The organism is Streptomyces fagopyri, assembly GCF_009498275.1.
GTDB classification, from domain to species: Bacteria; Actinomycetota; Actinomycetes; order Streptomycetales; family Streptomycetaceae; genus Streptomyces; species Streptomyces fagopyri.
The window spans coordinates 7233725-7248845 of sequence record NZ_CP045643.1 but is presented as its reverse complement, the minus strand read 5'-3'; the positions used below and the strand labels follow the sequence as shown (position 1 = coordinate 7248845).

14 protein-coding genes are annotated in these 15121 nt (G+C 72.3%); 4 read left to right on the top strand and 10 right to left on the bottom strand.

All coding sequences use genetic code 11. The annotated features are described in order from the left end of the window. Window positions 1-13: 13 nt before the first annotated feature. From GFH48_RS31320 to GFH48_RS31295, 6 genes are all read right to left on the bottom strand, one after another. Entirely contained in the window at window positions 14-1402 is a 1389-nt protein-coding gene (locus tag GFH48_RS31320) for an aldehyde dehydrogenase family protein (protein ID WP_153291457.1), read from the bottom strand. Window positions 1403-1511: 109 nt separating this feature from the next. Then, entirely contained in the window at window positions 1512-1949 is a 438-nt protein-coding gene (locus tag GFH48_RS31315) for a DUF3574 domain-containing protein (protein WP_153293203.1), read from the bottom strand. 34 nt (window positions 1950-1983) lie between these two features. After that, a complete protein-coding gene (locus GFH48_RS31310) occupies window positions 1984-3327 on the bottom strand; it encodes an ABC transporter ATP-binding protein (protein ID WP_153291456.1) in 1344 nt (447 codons plus the stop codon). Window positions 3328-3701: 374 nt separating this feature from the next. After that, a complete protein-coding gene (locus GFH48_RS31305; RefSeq protein ID WP_153293202.1) occupies window positions 3702-5927 on the bottom strand; it encodes a molybdopterin oxidoreductase family protein in 2226 nt (741 codons plus the stop codon). Between the two features lie 313 nt (window positions 5928-6240). After that, window positions 6241-6861 carry a TetR/AcrR family transcriptional regulator gene (locus tag GFH48_RS31300; protein ID WP_153291455.1) on the bottom strand — a complete coding sequence of 207 codons (621 nt, stop codon included), beginning with the start codon at window positions 6859-6861 and terminating at the stop codon, window positions 6241-6243. Further along, entirely contained in the window at window positions 6858-7547 is a 690-nt protein-coding gene (locus GFH48_RS31295; protein WP_153291454.1) for a nuclear transport factor 2 family protein, read from the bottom strand. Before GFH48_RS31295 ends, GFH48_RS31300 begins: the two co-directional genes overlap by 4 nt. Window positions 7548-7759: 212 nt before the next feature. Here GFH48_RS31295 and hmgA point away from each other — a divergent pair, with 212 nt between their 5' ends. The 3 genes from hmgA to GFH48_RS31280 are packed head-to-tail and all read left to right on the top strand — an operon-like array spanning window position 7760 to window position 11094. Next, window positions 7760-9088, top strand: a complete 1329-nt coding sequence (gene hmgA / locus GFH48_RS31290) for a homogentisate 1,2-dioxygenase (protein WP_153291453.1) — start codon at window positions 7760-7762, stop codon at window positions 9086-9088. A 27-nt stretch (window positions 9089-9115) separates the two neighbouring features. Next, window positions 9116-9865, top strand: a complete 750-nt coding sequence (locus tag GFH48_RS31285) for a GntR family transcriptional regulator (RefSeq protein ID WP_153291452.1) — start codon at window positions 9116-9118, stop codon at window positions 9863-9865. A 41-nt stretch (window positions 9866-9906) separates the two neighbouring features. After that, window positions 9907-11094: a type ISP restriction/modification enzyme gene (locus GFH48_RS31280; protein WP_153291451.1), complete on the top strand. Its 1188-nt coding sequence runs from the start codon at window positions 9907-9909 to the stop codon at window positions 11092-11094. Window positions 11095-11377: 283 nt separating this feature from the next. Here GFH48_RS31280 and GFH48_RS31275 read toward each other — a convergent pair whose 3' ends face one another. The 4 genes from GFH48_RS31275 to GFH48_RS31260 all read right to left on the bottom strand — a co-directional run bounded on the left by GFH48_RS31275 (window position 11378) and on the right by GFH48_RS31260 (window position 13320). Then, window positions 11378-11647 (bottom strand): hypothetical protein, encoded by a 270-nt coding sequence (locus GFH48_RS31275; RefSeq protein WP_153291450.1) that lies wholly within the window; start codon window positions 11645-11647, stop codon window positions 11378-11380. A gap of 115 nt (window positions 11648-11762) precedes the next feature. Next, window positions 11763-12554, bottom strand: coding sequence for an anti-sigma factor (locus GFH48_RS31270; protein WP_153291449.1), 792 nt, complete (start codon window positions 12552-12554; stop codon window positions 11763-11765). After that, window positions 12551-12781 carry a hypothetical protein gene (locus tag GFH48_RS31265; protein ID WP_153291448.1) on the bottom strand — a complete coding sequence of 77 codons (231 nt, stop codon included), beginning with the start codon at window positions 12779-12781 and terminating at the stop codon, window positions 12551-12553. The genes GFH48_RS31270 and GFH48_RS31265 overlap by 4 nt, the downstream gene beginning before the upstream one ends. Then, a complete protein-coding gene (locus tag GFH48_RS31260; RefSeq protein ID WP_153291447.1) occupies window positions 12778-13320 on the bottom strand; it encodes a sigma-70 family RNA polymerase sigma factor in 543 nt (180 codons plus the stop codon). The genes GFH48_RS31265 and GFH48_RS31260 overlap by 4 nt, the downstream gene beginning before the upstream one ends. 254 nt (window positions 13321-13574) lie before the next feature. On the opposite strand from GFH48_RS31260, the gene GFH48_RS31255 reads away from it, so the two are divergent. After that, window positions 13575-15095, top strand: coding sequence for a DUF4331 domain-containing protein (locus GFH48_RS31255; RefSeq protein WP_153291446.1), 1521 nt, complete (start codon window positions 13575-13577; stop codon window positions 15093-15095). Window positions 15096-15121 lie beyond the last annotated feature (26 nt).

Here is a 15121-nt window from a genome sequence, read left to right as displayed (position 1 = left end):
GTGCTCCTGGGGTCTAGAACTGGAAGGACTTCGTCTGGAGGTACTCGGACAGGCCGTGCGTGCCCAGCTCGCGTCCGACACCCGACTGCTTGTACCCCCCGAACGGGGCAAGGGGGTTGAAGCGTCCGCCGTTGATGTCGACCTGTCCGGTGTCGAGCCGTCGCGCGAACGCCACCGCCTCGGCCTCGTCTCCGGCCCAGACGGCCCCGGCCAGCCCGTAGACCGTGCCGTTGGCGATCCGGACGGCGTCCTCCTCGTCCTGGTAACGCAGGATCGAGAGCACCGGACCGAAGATCTCCTCCTGGGCGATCGTCATCCCGGGTTCGACGTCGGCGAAGACGGTCGGGCTGACGAAGTAACCCTGGGCGCGGGGGGCTTCGGGGCCGCCCGCGACCAGCCGGGCGCCCTCGGCGACACCCTTCTCGATGTAACTCCGCACCCGGGCCTGCTGCTTGGCGTTGACGACCGGACCGATGCGGTCGCCGTACTTGACCGCCGCCGCGGCGGCGAGCTCCACGGCCTCCTCGTACCGGGAGTCGTGCACCAGCATGCGGGTCCAGGCGCTGCACGTCTGGCCGGAGTTGGACATCACGTTCGCGACGCCGACGTTGACGGCCTTCGCGAGGTCCGCGCTCGGCAGGATCACGTTGGCGGACTTGCCACCGAGTTCCAGGGCGACCCGCTTGACGGCGGCGCCGGCGGCGGCTCCGATCCTCCGGCCGACAGCCGTGGAGCCGGTGAAGGAGACCAGGTCCACGTCCGGGTGCTCGGCGAGGGCCTGCCCGGCCACCGGCCCGAGACCGGTGACGAGGTTGAAGACACCGGCCGGCACGCCCGCCTCCGCGACCGCCTCCGCGAAGAGCTGGGCGGTCAGAGGGGTGTCCTCGGCGGGCTTCAGGACGATCGTGCAGCCGGCCGCGAGCGCCGGGGCGACCTTGGCGACGATCTGGTGGAGCGGATAGTTCCAGGGCGTGATCGCGCCGACCACCCCGACGGGTTCCTGGTGGACGACCGAGTTACCGACCTTCTCCTCGAAGGCGTGGGTGGCGGCGAGTTCGGCGTAGGAGCCGGCGACCAGGACCGGTACGCCCGCGTGCACGGCCTGCGAGAACGCGAGCGGTGAGCCGAGCTCCGCCGTGACGGTCTCGGCGATCTCGTCCTTCCGCGCGCCGAGTACGTCCCGCAGGGCGGCCAGCCGCGCGGCACGCTCGGCGGGCGGGGTCGCCGCCCAGGCCGGGAGGGCGGCGCGGGCGGCTCGTACGGCGGCGTCGACGTCCTGCGCGGTGCCCGCCGGGACCCGGCCCACCACCTGCTCGTCGACCGGGTTCACCACCTCGATGGTGTCGGTGCCGGCGGCGGGGCGCCAGGCACCGTCGATGTACATGCCGTCATGTGCCTTCATCGTGTTCCTCCCGGGCGGGGCCGCGTCGTCCGGACCCTAAACTAGCGATGATAGTTTTGTGGCGCCAGAGGGACACGGGGGCGCCTGCCGCCCGGACGCCGCCAGGACCTCAGAAGTCGGCCCGGGTGGGCGTGTCGAGACGCGCCACGGACTCCTGCCCGAACGCCCTCTCGTACGCCGTCCGGATCCGCTCGATCCCGGCGTCCCTGGTACGGGCCTGCGCCGGCGGATACAGCAGGGTCAGTTCGTACGACCGCTCGCGCTCGATGACGCCACGCGCGTCACGGTACTGTCCGCGGCCGTCCCGCACGGTGAGTCCCTCCGGGAAGGCGGGCGTCACCTCTCGGTCGACGAAGGCCATGAACTGCGCGTCGGTCACGGCCGGTCCGCCGTCGGGCCGCTCGGTGCCGAACAGCAGCCGGGTCTCGACGTAGGCCCTGCCGGAGGCCGGGGTCTTCGGGCCCGCGTCGTCGAACAGGGCGTACGCGGCCGGGGCGCCGGCGGCGAGCAGGGCGGTGGCGGTGGCGGCGCCCACCCGGGCGCGGATGCTGAGCGGGGACGTGCACGCATGCGTAGCGAACTCACTCGTCCAGGTCCGGCAGCCGCGCCGGAGCGGGGCAGATGCGTTCGCCGTGCTGGTCGAAGACGAACAGGTGGGCGAGGTCGACGAGGAGGGGGACCTGGAGGCCGTGCCGGAGTTCGAAGTCGGGGGTGGTGCGGACGACGAGGTCGCCGGGCTGGCGGCCCTCCGGCGGAACGTCGTCGGCGCGGACGGGTTCCGTGCCCTCCGGGTGATCCATGACGGCCACGGGCCCCGTCCGCAGCCCCGCGGCCCGCTCACGGAGGCGGCCCAGGACGGTGCCCGCACGGCGCCGGCGGCGGACCTGACGGACCGGACGCGGTGCCTCCAGCTCCGGCACGTAGGCGGGCCGCGAGCCGGTGTTGAAGTGGACGAGCACCTCGTGCCCCTGGAACTCCACGTGTTCGACCAGGCCGCTGATCGGCACCTCACCGGGCCTGGCCTCCGACGGTCTGGCGATGCGGACCCCCTCGGAGCGCAGGCCGACGATGACCTCCCTGCCCTGCTGCACCCGCAGCAACTGGTGGTCGAGGCAGAGCGGTTCGGGCAGCCGGAGGTACTGCCGGCCGAGGCTGATCGTCATCGCGCCGTCGAGCGGGGCCCGGACGAGGCCGCGCAGCAGATTGATGCGGGGCGTGCCGATGAAGGCGGCGACGAAGACGTTGGCGGGCAGCGCGTAGACCGTGCGGGGCGTGCCCAGTTGCTGGAGCACGCCGCCGCGCAGGACGGCGACCCGGTCGCCGAGCGAGAGCGCCTCGGCCTGGTCGTGGGTGACGTACACCGTGGTGACGCCGAGCTTTCTGGTGAGGCCGGCGATCTCGGCGCGCAGGTGGTTGCGGAGTTTGGCGTCGAGGTTGGACAGCGGCTCGTCCATCAGGAAGGCGGAGGGGTGACGGGCGATGGCGCGGCCCATCGCGACGCGCTGGCGTTCGCCTCCCGACAACTGGTTGGGGAAGCGGTCGAGGAGGTCCTCGATGCCGAGCATCCGGGCGGTGGCGTCGACGCGCGGCCGGGGGTCCTCGCCGGGCGCCTCGATCCGCAGCGGGAAGCCGATGTTGTCGCGGCCGGTCATGCTCGGGTAGAGGGCGAAGTTCTGGAAGACCATCGCCATGTCCCGTTCGGCCGGCGGCAGATCGTTGGCGAACTCGCCGTCGAGGCGCACCTGGCCCTCACTCGGGTCCTCCAGTCCGGCGATCATCCTCAGCACGGTCGACTTGCCGCAGCCGGAGGGTCCGAGCAGGACGAGGAACTCCCCGGGCCTGATGTCGAGCGAGAGCCGCTCCACCACGCGGACACCGCGTGCGTACGACTTGCTGACCTGGTGCAGGGAGATGGCGCGTGTCATGAAGGGTGCCCCCGGGGGCTCACAGGGCGCTGGTGCTCCGCGGTCGGACGTCCCGGCGGGTCGCGGGGGACGTGTGAGTCACGGAAGCTAACGGACCGCACACGCCCGGGGGAAGACACTCGGCGGGATCGGTCGGCACGGTTCACCCCGGGAGGAAACGGACGATCGTCTACCGCTGCCCGGGGTCGCCGGTGGCGGGTACCGGCCGGCACCCGCGGGAGGGTGCCGGGCAGGACCCCGCCCCGGCCACCACCAGCGATGCCGATGCCGTCCGTCCGGTCACGAGGCGGGCGCGGTCGCCCAACCCGCCCTCCGCCAGGCGCCACCGAGTGCCCGGCCCTGCCCGGCAGTGTCGGGGAAGGGCGAACTCCGGGTCACAACCCCGCCTCGGCGGGCGCGAGTTCGACGGGGACACCGTTGAGCACCGCCGTGCCCGACAGCGGGTCGAGGAGCGAGCCGTCGAGGAGCTGGTTGACGTTGACGCCGGGGTCGAGGGCGGCGTGGCTCATCCGGGTGCCGGGACGGTCGTGCCCCCAGCCGTGCGGCAGGCTCACCACTCCGCGCCGGACGGCGTCGGTGACCTCCGCGGGGGCGGTCACCTCTCCCCCGGCACCCCTGACGCGTACGGCCGTACCGTCGGCGAGGCCGAGGCGTGCGGCGTCCTCGGGGTGGACGTGCAGGGTGCAGCGGTTGGAGCCGCCGGTGAGCGCCGGCACGTTGTGCATCCAGCTGTTGTTGGAGCGCAGATGCCGGCGGCCGACGAGCACGAACCCGGCCGGGCGTTCACGCAGGGCGTCCCGCAGCCGCGGCAGATCGTCGGCTATGGGGGCCGGCAGCAGTTCGATCCTGCCGCTGCGGGTCTTCAGCGGCTGCGGCAGGCGGGGGCGCAGCGGCCCGAGGTCGATGCCGTGCGGCCGCGCGAGCAGCCGGTCCAGGCTGATGCCCTCCGGACGGGCGCCGAAGCCGTCGCCGTACGGGCCCAGGCGCAGCATCATGTCGAGGCGCCGCTCGGGTCCGGTCCCGCCGGTGAGCGCCGCGGCGAGTTCGCGGGGGTCGCGCCGGTGCACCGGTCCGTGCGCGTCCTCGACCGCCTTGCCGAGGGTGGAGTCGACGACCATGGCGTCGACGGTGGCCGGATCGGCCCCGTGCATGCCGGTCGCGGCCAGCACCAGCCGGGCGAGGATCTCGGTCTCCGCCATCCGGCCGGGTTCGAGGGGGACGGCGGGCCGGTTGTAGCGGACCTGGTTGCGCACGGCGAGGGTGTTGAAGGCGAAGTCGTGGTGGGCGCTCTGCGAGGGCGGGGGCGGCGGCAGGACGACATGCGCGTGGCGGGAGGTCTCGTTGAGGTACGGATCGACGCTGACCATGAAGTCGAGCGAGTCGAGGGCCTTGTCGAGGCGGTCGCCGTCGGGAGCGGACAGGACGGGGTTGGCGGCGACGGCGATGACGGCGCGGACCGGCGCTCCTTCGGGTGTGGCGGTGTCGATCTCCTCGGCGAGGGCGGACAGCGGCAGTTCGCCCTTGGCCTCGGGGTGCCGGCTCACCCTGCTGTGCCAGCGGCCGAGGGCGAAGCCGCGGCCGGGACCCGCGGGCCGGGGCGTCCGGTCGGTGGCGGCGAGCGGGAAGAGGGCGCCGCCGGGCCGGTCCAGGTTGCCGGTGAGGATGTTGAGGACGTCGACGAGCCAGCTGGCGAGGGTGCCGTGCGGAACCGTGCAGCTGCCGATGCGTCCGTAGACGGCCGCGGTGGGCGCCGCGGCCAGCTCACGGGCGAGCGCCCGGATGGTGTCGGCGGGTACGTCGCAGGCCTCGCTCGCGGCCTCGGGGGTGAAGTCCCCCACGGCGTCCGCGAGTTCCTCGATGCCCTGGAGGTGCGGCGTGAGTTCGCCCGGGTCCACGAGCTTCTCCTCGAACAGGACGTGGGTCATCGCCGCGAGGAGCAGGGCATCGGTGCCGGGCCGGACGGCCACGTGACGGTCAGCGAGTTTGGCCGTGCGGGTCCGGCGCGGGTCGATGACCGTGAGCGTGCCGCCGCGGGCCCGCAGCGCCTTGAGCTTGCCGGGGAAGTCGGGTGCGGTGCACAGACTCCCGTTGGACTCCAGGGGGTTGGCGCCGATCAGCAGGAGGTGGTCGGTGTGGTCGAGGTCCGGCACCGGGATGGCGTTGGCGTCGCCGTAGAGCAGGCCGCTCGACACGTGCTTGGGCATCTGGTCGACGGTGGAGGCGGTGAAGACGCTGCGGGTGCCGAGGGCGGTGAGCAGGACGGTCGGGTAGAGGGCGCCGGCCATGGTGTGGACGTTGGGATTGCCCAGGACGACACCGACGGCGTTCGGGCCGTACCGGTCCACCACCGCGCGCAGTCCCGCCGCGACGGCGTCGAAGGCCTCGTCCCACGTCGCCTCGCGCAGTACGCCGTCCTCACGCACGAGGGGGGCGCGCAGCCGGTCGGGGTCGCCGTCGGCGGCGCCGAAGGAGGCGCCCTTGGGACAGAGGAACCCCTTGCTGAACACATCGTCGCGGTCGCCGCGGGCGCCGGTCACCCGAGTGCCCTCGATGGTGAGGGTCAGCCCGCAGGTGGCCTCACAGAGGGGACAGACGCGCAGGGCGGTGCGGGAGTCCGGGGTGGTGTTCGAGGTACGCGAGTCCGGACTGGGGCCGGGGGTGCGGGAGTCTCGGGTGGTGCCGGAGGTGCGGGACACGAATCCTCCCGGAGGACGGTGGCAGCGGTGGCACACGGACGCGGCCGAGCATACCGACCGGTACGGATGACCGGGAGGGCCTTCTCGGGGTGAGGCCGGAAATCTCCGCACCCGGTCCGCGAGCCGCGCGGCGGGAGTCCCGCCCGCCCCGTGACACCCGGCACGCCCCGCGGGCCGACGACGGGGCTTTCGCGACGCGCCCCGGCCCGCGCCCGGTTCAGTCGAGGACCCGGCCCAGATAGGCGCGGAGCAGCTGCCGGGTCTCGGCGATGACCCGCTCGTCTCCTTCCGGGGTGATGCGGAAGGCGAGGTGGACCAGGGTGTCGGCGGCCTCCACGGCGACGAGGAAGGTGCGCCGCAGGTCCTCGTCCGGGGTGCGGTCGAGATAGCCGGAGAGCAGTTCGGTGAGCCGGTCGGCGACGCGGGTGTTGGGCTCGGCGTGGCCGGAGCCGACCGGTATCTGGTTGCCGAAGTCGACCAGGGAGAAGCCGGGCGCGGTGCGCTTCATGGCGAGGTACTCGTCGAGCACGGCGTCCATGGCCGCCCGCCAGCCTCCCGTGCCGTCCGACTCCCCGAGGCGCTCGGCGACGCGTTCGGTGTAGTGCTCCAGGTTGCGCTGGGCCAGTGCGTCGGCCATGGCGCGCTTGTTGCCGAAGAAGCGGTAGACGGAACCGATCGGGACACCCGCGCGCTCGGCCACGGCCCGGGTGCTCAAGGCGTCGTAGCCGACCTCGTCGAGGAGTCCGGCGCAGGCGTCGAGGATCCTCGTCAGTCTCTCGGCGCTGCGCCGCTGGACGGGCGCACGCCGGAGCGGGGTCGCTGGGGGCACAGGCTTCATGATGCCTTTCCGCCGGAGTCCGGTGAACCTCCCGTGCCGGTTCGGGCCCTGCCCCCGTTCCCGCTCGCCCCGGTCGTCCCCCTGCGGGGCGGGGCCGTCACGGGGGTCCCGGCGGTGGCCCCCGCGGGGGTGGCCGTGGACGCCGGGGTCCGCGTCGGGCCGCGCGCCGGGGCGCCGCCGTGCGTCGGTCCCGCCACCGACGCCGTGATGTCGGCGGTGCTCTCCACCGGTTTGCCGTGCACGGTCCACACCGTCCGGTCGTCGGCGTAGAGGCGTGCGGTGACGTGGTGGGTGCCCCGCGGCACCAGGTCGCCGGAGAGGTGGTGTTCGGCGCCGCGCAGCGTGGCGATGGTGCGGCCGTCGAGGTAGAGCAGGGCGACGCCGCGGCCGGTCACGGCCCGCGCCCCCGCCCCGGCGGGCGAGAAGCGGAAGTGGCGGACGCTCAGGCGCACGTCCCAGCCGTAGTCGGAGTCCGGCTGGACCTCGATCGCGATCTCGGGCGCGTTCTTCTTCTCGACCTCACGGTAGTGCCGTCCTTTCTCGTCCGTCCCGTCCAGGAGTCTGCCCACGGGCGGGGCCGACACCCGCTCCGCCCGCCCGTGCCCGTCACCGGAGCCGCAGCCCGCCGGTCCGCCGAGCAGGCCGCAGACCGCGAGCGCGGCGAGCAGTCCACGCTTCCACGACATGCCCGGGAGAGTAGAACAACGGTCCGACAGCCGGATCCCCCTGGAGTCGGGTTCTCGGGCCGTACGGCAAGCCCTGGGGCGTACGCCGGGCCCGCTCCCGGAGCGCGCGCGGGAGCCGTGGCCGGTCCCGAGCGGTGCTTCGAGCTCCCTCTTGCGCACGGTGGCGTCGAATCCTACGGTGATGCATAGGAATCGGGCGCGAGGGAGCGATCATGAGCGGGGACGCGAGGAAGACGGCCGAGGGGCTGGCCTACCTCTCCGGATTCGGCAACGAACACAGCTCGGAGGCGGTCCCCGGGGCACTGCCGCACGGGCGCAACACACCGCAGCGCGCCCCGCTCGGGCTGTACTCGGAGCAGTTGAGCGGCACGGCGTTCACCGAACCCAGAGCCCACAACCGGCGTTCGTGGCTGTACCGGATCCGCCCGTCGGCCGCGCATCCCGCGTTCACCCGCGCGGACAACGGCACCCTGCGCTCGGCACCGTTCACCGAGACCGAGCCCGATCCCAACCGGCTCCGCTGGAACCCGCTGCCGGAACCCTCCGCGGGCACCGACTTCCTCGCCGGCCTGTGGACACTCGGCGGCAACGGCGACGCGACGCGGCGCACGGGCATGGCGGTGCACCTCTATCACGCCAACTCCTCGATGGAGCGGGTGTTCAGCGACGCCGACGGCGAACTGCTCATCGTGCCGGAGCGCGGCGGGCTGCTGCTGCGCACCGAGTTCGGGCTGCTGCCGGTGGAGCCGGGCGGGGTCGCGCTGATCCCCCGCGGGGTGCGCTTCCGCGTCGAGCTGCTCGACGACGCGTCCGGCGCGTCCGCCCGGGGATATGTGTGCGAGAACTACGGAGCGCCCTTCCAACTCCCCGATCTGGGCCCGATCGGCGCCAACGGACTCGCCAACGCCCGTGACTTCCTCGCCCCCGTGGCCGCGTACGAGGACACCGAGGGCCCGGTCGAGGTCGTCAACAAGTTCTGCGGCAACCTGTGGACGGCGACGTACGACCACTCTCCGCTGGATGTCGTCGCCTGGCACGGCAACCATCTGCCGTACGTCTACGACCTGCGCCGTTTCAACGTGATCGGGACCATCAGCTACGACCACCCGGACCCGTCGATCTTCACGGTGCTGACCTCCCCGAGCAACACCCCGGGGCTCGCCGGCGTCGACTTCGTCGTCTTCGCGCCGCGTTGGCTGGTGGGCGAGGACACCTTCCGGCCGCCGTACTTCCACCGGAACGTGATGAGCGAGTACATGGGGCTGATCGAGGGGGCCTACGACGCGAAGGCCGAGGGTTTCGTGCCGGGAGGCGGGTCGCTGCACAACATGATGTCGGCGCACGGACCGGACCGGGAGACCTTCGACCGGGCGAGCGCCGCCGAACTGCGGCCCCAGAAGGTCGCCGACGGGCTCGCGTTCATGTTCGAAACGCGCTGGCCGGTGACCGCCACGGCACAGGCGGCGGGCGCGGAACACCTCCAGCGCGGGTACGACGATGTGTGGCAGGGCCTCCAACGGCACTTCCGCCCGTTGCGCTGAACTGCGACGACCGGTACGGATACCTTCGTGACCTCCTTCGCTCCGGATTCGATCGTCCTGAACCGCAAGTTGCCGCTCTGGTATCAGGTGTCGCAGTCGCTGCGTGCCTCGATACTCGGTCGGTCGCCCCAGGATCCGCTACGGCTCCCGACCGAGGAACAGCTGGCCGGGCACTACGGGGTGAGCGTGCTCACCATGCGGCAGGCGCTCAAGGAGCTGGAGGACGAGGGGCTGATCACCCGCCATCGACGGCGGGGTACGTTCATCGAGCCGAGCGCGCGGCGGGGCGCCCCCGTACGACTGCTCGGCTCGGTGGACACCATCGTGGCCCAGCAGTCGGGCATGACGACCGAGCTGCTCGGCCACGGGCCGGTCCCGCCGCCGGCCGAACTCGCCGAGTACTTCCCGGACGTGGCCGAGGTCGGCGCGTACCACCGGCTGCGCGGCGACGAGAAGACCGGCGAGCCGACGAACCACGCGCGCAACTACGTACGCCCCGAACTGGCGGCGCTGATCGACCCGCAGGACCTGGTGCGCTGGCCCATGACCAAGGTGCTGCGGGACGTGGTGGGACTGCGCATCAGCCGCATCACCGACACCGTGGAGGCCCGGCTGGCGGACCCGGAGACGGCACGGCTGCTCCAGGTACCGCTGCTCAGCCCGATCCTGCACTACACCGGCATCGTGTACGGCGAGGACGGCGTCGCCCTGGACGTGGCCCGCATCCACTACCGCGGGGACCGCTTCTCCTTCACGGTCACCCTCGACGCCCACTGACGACGGTGTACGGGGACGGCGCGCGGGGCCCGCGTCGTACGATGCCCAGCGTGACGCACGACGACGACGCTCCGCTGCTCGCGGACCTCATGCCGTGGTCGGTCGCACCGCCGAGACTCGGGCGGGGGTGGCCGGCCGCTCCCGACGCCGCGTCCCTCAAAGCGCGGTGGGACGCCCTGCTCAAGGCCGAAGGGCCGGACCGCGAGGCGCTGTTCGGCTCCACCCGCTCGCGTACCCCGCGGTCGGCGGTCCCGCAGCTTCCGGGGCAGTCCACCGGGACGGGGCGGCTGGCGCGCGAGTCGGGTCCCTGTCCGGAGCCGGTGCGTGTCCTGCACGGCCCGTTCGACGAACAGTGGCTGATCCCGGACCACCGGCTGATCGACTCCGCGCGCCCCGAGCTGTGGCGGGTGGCCGACGATCGGCAGGCGTTCGTGGTCGAGCAGACCGTGGTGCCCGGTGCGCCGTGGCCGGTACTGCTCGCCACCTCCCTCCTCCCGCTCGGTGCCGGACGCGGCGGACGGATCCGCCCCCTGTACCGGCGCCCGGGCGGGCTCGAACCCAACCTGGCACCCGGCCTGACGGAACACCTGGGCGCCCGGCTGGGCCGCTCTCCCGATGCCCTGGACGTCCTGGCGTGGACGGTCGCGGTCGCGCGGCCGGGCCGGGGCGGCCGCGTCGTCCCCCTCACCGCCGACCCCGAGGTCTGGGAACGCGGGGTCGAGCTGGGCCGCGGGATGCTGCGGCTGACGCGGCGCGACGGCGAGCGTCCCAAGCTGCCCGGAGGCCGCCGCCCGTACGTCCGCGCGCCGCTCCCGGCCTCCCCCCTCGAACTGCGCTACGACCGCGACGAGGAGGCCCTGTGTCTCGGCGAGGGCCGGATCTCTCCCGTGTCAGCGCACGCCTGGGACGTCGAGGTGGGCGGGGTACGTGTCCTGGAGCAGTGGTTCGCGGAGCGCGCCGCGGCGGACGGACCTGGTCCCCTGGGGGCGATCGGGCCCGCGAGCTGGCCACAGACCCGGACCTCGGAGCTGCTCGAACTCGTCACCGTGCTGGCGCTGTTCGGGGAACTGTGGCAGCGGCGGGCGGAGCTGACGGTGCGGGAGGCGCCGATCGGCGCGGCCGAGTTGCGCACGGCGGGAGTACTGCCGGTGCCGGTGGCGGCACGGCGGCCCGCGTCCGTCCTCGATCACCACGAGGAGGGCCCGGAGGGCCAGTTCGCGCTGCTCTAGTGCCGCCGCTCCGGTGCCGGGCCGGGGGACGGTGGGCCGGCACCGCGACCGGGATCGGCGACCGGCTCTTCCCGTTCCGGGCCGAGGACTCGTGGGCCGGGAGTGTGTCCGTCGGATCTGCGCGCTGCCGGGCGGGTGTCAGAGCGCGAACGGAAGGTGCACCCGCGCCCGGGACGCACCGGTGCGACGCTGCGCGCCGTGGGGATGACGGGCGGCGGAAGCGCAGCGTGCGCGCCGGGGCGGTGTGGTCGCCTGAGCGCGGGTCGGGTACCGCGTGACCGGACTAGTGGCCACCGAACAGGGAACGACGAAGCCGCTTCAGAGGTGCGAAGAGCGAGACCCGCCGAACGCGCGCGCCCCTGCTGTTGTTGTCGTGCGTGGTGTCACGCGCGGTGAGCTCACGCATCAGCGACGTCGCCTCGACCGTCTCCCGCTGCGGTATGGCAGGACCACCCAGCACTGCCAGATGGCGGTCGAGGCGCGAACTGGTCGCGCTGCTCCCGCAGGTGATCGCAGGGACACGTGCCCTGCTGCGCACTGTTATCTGTTCCATGTCTCTCCCCACCCGTACGAGTCCACCCGGCCCGGGCAGGCTAACCCTATCGCTCCCTCATGGCACTCGTGTATCGCGGTCACAGGATTCACCTTCCCCGTAAGGGTGTTGACGATTACTCTCCGAATCCAACCGATTTCAGGGTGAGTTGGACAACTGGCGCGGTTGTGGGCTGCACCGAGCCGCCGTGCGGCTCGACGGTCACAGCGAGTGACGTGGCCTGGGTGTTCAGTCCGGTGGCCATCAAGGGCGTGTCGCCCGCGAAGAGCCCGAGGGAGCGCGGTCGCGCATGGGGGCGCATGAGCCACAGTTGGTGCACGCGCCCCCCTGACGGGGTACCCAGTCCGCTCAGTGTCACGACGGCGCGCCCTTCCGACGCGGAGGCGACGACACCGATCCCGCGGCCCCGCGCGTCCCGTTGACCCGACGCCCGGGCGTCGGGCGCTGCCAGAACGTGGGCGATCTCACGTGCCTGGGCCCGCTCCTGGTCCAGCTCGTCCTGGGTCCGGGTCGCCTGTACGGCGAACAGGGAGGCGACGACGAGAGCCGCAGCGGCGGTCGCGGTGGCGAACGGGGCGAACAGTGGACGGAAGCGCGGGGCCCGCGCACGTGACGGTCCGTGCGCCGCCCGCGGGCGCGGTGCGCCGACCTGCGACGCCGCTTCCTGCGGGGTCGTCCGCACGGCGGTCAGGACCCGTTCACGCAGCGCGGCCGGGGCCGGCGCGGCGGTGGACCAGGCGAGCCGCACCGCGTCCTCGCCCAGCGCCCGCACCTCGGCCTCGCAGCGTGCGCAGCCGCGCAGGTGCCGCTCGAAGCGGCGGCGCTCGTCGGGCTCCAGCGCGTCGAGGGCGTAGGGCGCCGCCAGCGAGTGCAGATCGCGGCGCAACAAACGGTCGAGGACGCTCATGCGACGCCTCCCAGAAGATGCCGGGCGCTGCTGGGCAGGTCCAGAACGCGGGTACGGAGGAGGTGAGTACCGGTGGGGGGATGCCGGAAGGAGTGCCGGGGACCCGCGTGCAGCCGTCGGGGGCGGGTGGCGTCGAACCGGTCGGCGCGGTCGCGGGGGTGCGCGCCGCCGGGGCCGTGCCGCCGGGTCGCGTCGTCGTGGCTCCGGGCGAGCCGCGCCCCGCTCATACGGCACCCCCCAGGCAGTTGCGCAGCCGCGTCAGGCCGTCACGCATGCGCGTCTTGACCGTGCCGAGCGGCAGGGCGAGCCGTTCGGCGACCTCACGATAGGTGTAGCCGTCGTAGTAGGCGAGGGTGACCGACTGCCGCTGGAGGGCGGTGAGCCGGTCCAGACAGCGTCGTACCCATTCACGTTCGAGCCCGGCCTCCACCTCCTCGGCGACCTGGTCGAAGGCCGGGTGGTGGGCCCGCTGCCCCTCGCGCTGCTCGCGCTCGGTGGCCGCGCGGGCGCTGCGGACCCGGTCGACGGCCCGCCGGTGCGCGAGGGTGAGGATCCAGGACAGCGCACTGCCCCGGCCGGGGTCGAACCGGGCGGCAGAGCGCCAGAGTTCGAGCAGCACCTCCTGGGACACCTCCTCCGACTGGGCGGCGTCCCGCACCACCCTGCGCACCAGCCCGAACACGGGTCCGGACACGATCCCGTACAGCTCCTCGAATGCCTTCTGGTCGCCTCCGGCCACGAGCACCAGGAGTTCGTCCGCCTCCACTCGTTCCCCCCTCTCCGGCCGCGCACGGCCCGTTCCTTCACCTACGTGTTCGCAGCGAGCGGTCCTTCGGATGGGTTACGGATCAGCGGTCCGAAAAAACGGGTCGGCCGCGAAAGAGCCGCGAAAAGAAAGCGAGCCGTCCGCTGAGACGAGTCGCGGAACCCGCCGTAAGAACGTTTGGGATTCGACCAATCCACCGCGGCGACCGCTCCGAATGGCGTGCGTCAGGCAATTGGGATCTGAGGACGGACGGCATGACACCTATCTCCAGGAGTGGCGTGGGACGCAGGAGTCTCGTGACTCTCATCTGTGGTGCGCTGGCCGCCGGTGGGCTCGCGGCCGCCGGCGTGACCGTGCTGGAACCGGGGGCGGCCTCCGCCTCCAGCCACCGGGAGGCCCCGCTGATCTCGGGGACCCCCCAGTACGACAACACCGACGTGTACGCCTTCGTGAGTCCGGACAAGCCGGACACGACGACGCTCATCGCGAACTTCATCCCCTTCGAGGAACCGGCCGGCGGACCGAACTTCTACACCTTCGCCGACGACGCCCAGTACGACATCCACATCGACAACAACGGTGACGCCCAAGGTGAGTTGATCTACCGGTACACCTTCAAGACGCACCGGAAGAACGGCGACACCTTCCTCTACAACACGGGGCCGGTCAGCAGCCTGGACGACCCCGACCTGAACATCACGCAGACGTACGACATCGATCTGCTGCGGCTGCGCAACCAGAAGCTGGTGTCCAAGACCAAGGTCGCGGACGACATCCCGGTCGCGCCGTCGAACGTCGGCAAGGCGTCGATGCCCGACTACACCAAACTGCGCAACCAGGCGGTGTACAAGCTCGCGGGCGACTCGACCACGTTCGCCGGCCAGGCGGACGACCCGTTCTTCCTGGATCTGCGGGTCTTCGACCTGCTGTACGGCGGCAACCTGTCCGAGGTCGGGCGGGACACCCTCAAGGGCTACAACGTCAACTCGATAGCCCTACAGGTCCCCAACGACATGATCCGGGAGTCCGCCGGGCAGCCGATCGTCGGCATCTGGTCCACGGTCCAGCGCGCGGACGCCCGCGGCGACTGGACGCAGGTCTCGCGGCTGGGCAGCCCGCTGGTCAACGAGGTCGTCAACCCCCAGAAGGACAAGGACAAGTTCAACGCGTCCGCGCCCTGGAACGACGCCCAGTTCCTGAAGAACGTGACCAACCCGGAGCTGCCCAAGCTCATCGAGGGGATCTACAAGATCAAGGCACCGGCCGAGCCGCGCAACGACCTGGTCGACGTGTTCCTGAAGGGCGTGAAGGGCCTCAACCAGCCGCCGCACGTGCGTCCTTCGGAGGAGCTGCGCCTCAACACCTCCATCAAGCCGAGCATGCACCCCAAGCGGCTCGGTGTGCTCGACGGCGACAACGCGGGCTTCCCGAACGGGCGTCGGCTCTCCGACGACGTGATCGACGCCTCCCTGCGGGTCGTCGAGGGTGAACTCCTCGGTCAGAAGACCGGTCTGACCGACGCGGTCGACAAGAACGACAAGAAGTTCGAGAAGTCCTTCCCGTACCTGGCCGAGCCGACCTCGGGTTCGCGCGGTGCGCTGGCCAAGGGCAGCGGCAACAACGTCCGCAACCAGCTGGGTGACGCGCTCCAGTCCGGTTCGGGCGGCACGGACACCATGCTGATCGCGGGTTCCGCGGCGGCGGGCGTGGCCGGGGTCCTGCTGATCGGCGCCGGCGTGATGTGGTGGCGGCGGCGCATGTACCGGGCCTACTGACCGGTCCGGTCCACCGACTGGCGCGG